Source organism: Haloferax sp. s1 (assembly GCF_058382125.1).
Genome location: NZ_JBZRPK010000208.1, coordinates 1 through 1,947, shown reverse-complemented (window position 1 = coordinate 1,947; position 1,947 = coordinate 1). Strand labels below are relative to the sequence as shown.

Genomic DNA, 1,947 nt, shown 5'->3' with positions numbered 1-1,947 from the left:
GACACGTTTTCTTCAAACCTGTCTTCGAACTCTCGGAGTGCATCTCGCTCTGCGGCCTTTGTCTCTTGCTGCGTGAACAAGGGAACTCGGTCACGACCGTCTTGTACACCATCCCGGCGGAATTTATACGGGATCTGGAGTTGCTGCCGTGACGATTGCGTATCTGGTTCCTGTTGTGTATCAGTCTCCTCTGGTGTCTCTGGTGTCTCGGTGGCTTCGCTCTGGTCTGTTGAAGGGTCGGTTGAATCTACTGGCGGGTCGTCAGCGAACGGATCTTCGCCTGCTCCTTTCTTCATCCCAGTCATACGGTGAGCACCTCGTGGTCAACGTCACGGGGTGCTGGAGGGTTTGGTGCCTCGATGCCAACCTCTGCTTCGAGGTGTCGTGCCAAGCGATCGAACTGAGCCAGTGTTTCGAGTTCGTAGTCACGACGGCGAGAGCGGTGGTCACGTACGTACTCAAACGCAGAGCACTGTTCCATCCAGCACCCCTCCATAAGAGATGCACGCTCACTGATTATCTCTGGAATTGGATAATCAATCTCGTCTAGAATCGTCCGCTGATCGCGTGTGTTTTTGAATCCTGTGGGAACTGCAGCGAGGACACCAACGTCAATATTGAGTTGTTCTTCGAAACCAGCGACAAGTGCTTCTAAGCCCTCAACTGCTGCGCGACCTTTGGCGCTTGGTTCGACGGGAATCACTAACGACCGCGTCGCGTGGATTGCATTGTAGAGATGCGGTCCCTCAGTTGCGGGTGGGTCGCAAATTAAAACATCGTATTTCTCGGGGACGCCTGCCTCACGGAGCACACGAAGCAACTGTGCGTGCATTCCGAACGCCTCCCCCATAGCCTCTGCTTGGTCTTTTTCACGCTGTAAGAATTCGGCGAGGTCTGAGAGCATATTATGCTCAGGTACAATGTCGACCCCCTCTACTGTTCGAATAAGGTCAGTGAACCCTCCGTTTGGTCGCCGAATCATATGGCGGACTAAGTTGTCAACTGAGTCTGTTCGTTGTTCATCAACGCCAAAGAGGCGTGAGAGGTCTCCATCTTGCGGGTCGAGCGGCACGACAAGTGGTTTTAATCCAGCACGAGCGTGTGCGACCGCGAGGTTCGCTGCAGTGGTCGTTTTCCCGACCCCTCCTGCCTCGCTGTATGTTGAATACGTAAGCATGCTTGTCTCATGAATGACCTTCATCTTGAATCTTCTCCACATCAAATCATGTTGTGTTGTATATTCTCCATGTACTGACTGGCATTCATGGTTGTACAAAGTGACTGAACACAATGAACATCAGTACTGAATATTGGGACTGAACAAATCTAATGAACAAATTTGCTGAACATCTCTTCTGAACATCTCTTCTGAACATCTCTTCTGAACATCTCTTCTGAACAGAGCTAGTGAACACACCGATACGGTTGTCAGCAGGTGATTGAGTTAGTGTTCGGTTGTTAGTAGCCAAAGGATGCTCATCGTATCTCGATCAGTAACCCATTGACTATCTCCACTGATTTTTGGTTTTTGATCTTATCTTGACTGAAGTTAATGAACACCACTACTGAATGTTCTTAATGAACACAACTAATGAACAAATGGATTGAACAAATACCTTTGCAGTGGTCGCTCGTGAGAAATATTGGAGGCAAGCTGTGTCACACGCGCCTCCCCATCCCCCTATGACGAGTGATTCGACGATACTCGGACGATGTCCGGACTGTGGTGCGGAGATTGAGCCGTATCAATCGCTGATCGAGTTCGAGGAAGCAGATGGGACTACTGGCGTATTTGCTGAGTGTTACTCGTGCGACGAGGTTGTTCGGCCAGAGTAACGAGACCGTGCTATTCGTCCACGAGATCGGGCACGCCATATTCACGTTGAAGAATCGATAGGCCCCGGTGAGGGTGAGTCAGGATTCGCTTCTAACCCCGACCCAGACGCA

The 1,947-nt window shown here is 50.6% G+C and carries 3 protein-coding genes; 1 reads left to right on the top strand and 2 read right to left on the bottom strand.

The features are described 5' to 3' along the window. Both QT222_RS01740 and QT222_RS01735 read right to left on the bottom strand, forming a co-directional pair. On the bottom strand, positions 1-305 hold a 305-nt coding region (locus QT222_RS01740; RefSeq protein WP_491476106.1), incomplete at its 3' end, for a DUF7970 domain-containing protein. Beyond that, on the bottom strand, positions 302-1,177 hold the full coding sequence (locus tag QT222_RS01735; RefSeq protein WP_491476107.1) for a ParA family protein: 876 nt from the start codon (positions 1,175-1,177) through the stop codon (positions 302-304). The genes QT222_RS01740 and QT222_RS01735, both read right to left, overlap by 4 nt. A 506-nt stretch (positions 1,178-1,683) precedes the next feature. On the opposite strand from QT222_RS01735, the gene QT222_RS01730 reads away from it, so the two are divergent. Beyond that, a complete protein-coding gene (locus QT222_RS01730; RefSeq protein WP_014732603.1) occupies positions 1,684-1,836 on the top strand; it encodes a DUF7837 family putative zinc-binding protein in 153 nt (50 codons plus the stop codon). The last annotated feature ends 111 nt before the right edge of the window (positions 1,837-1,947 follow it).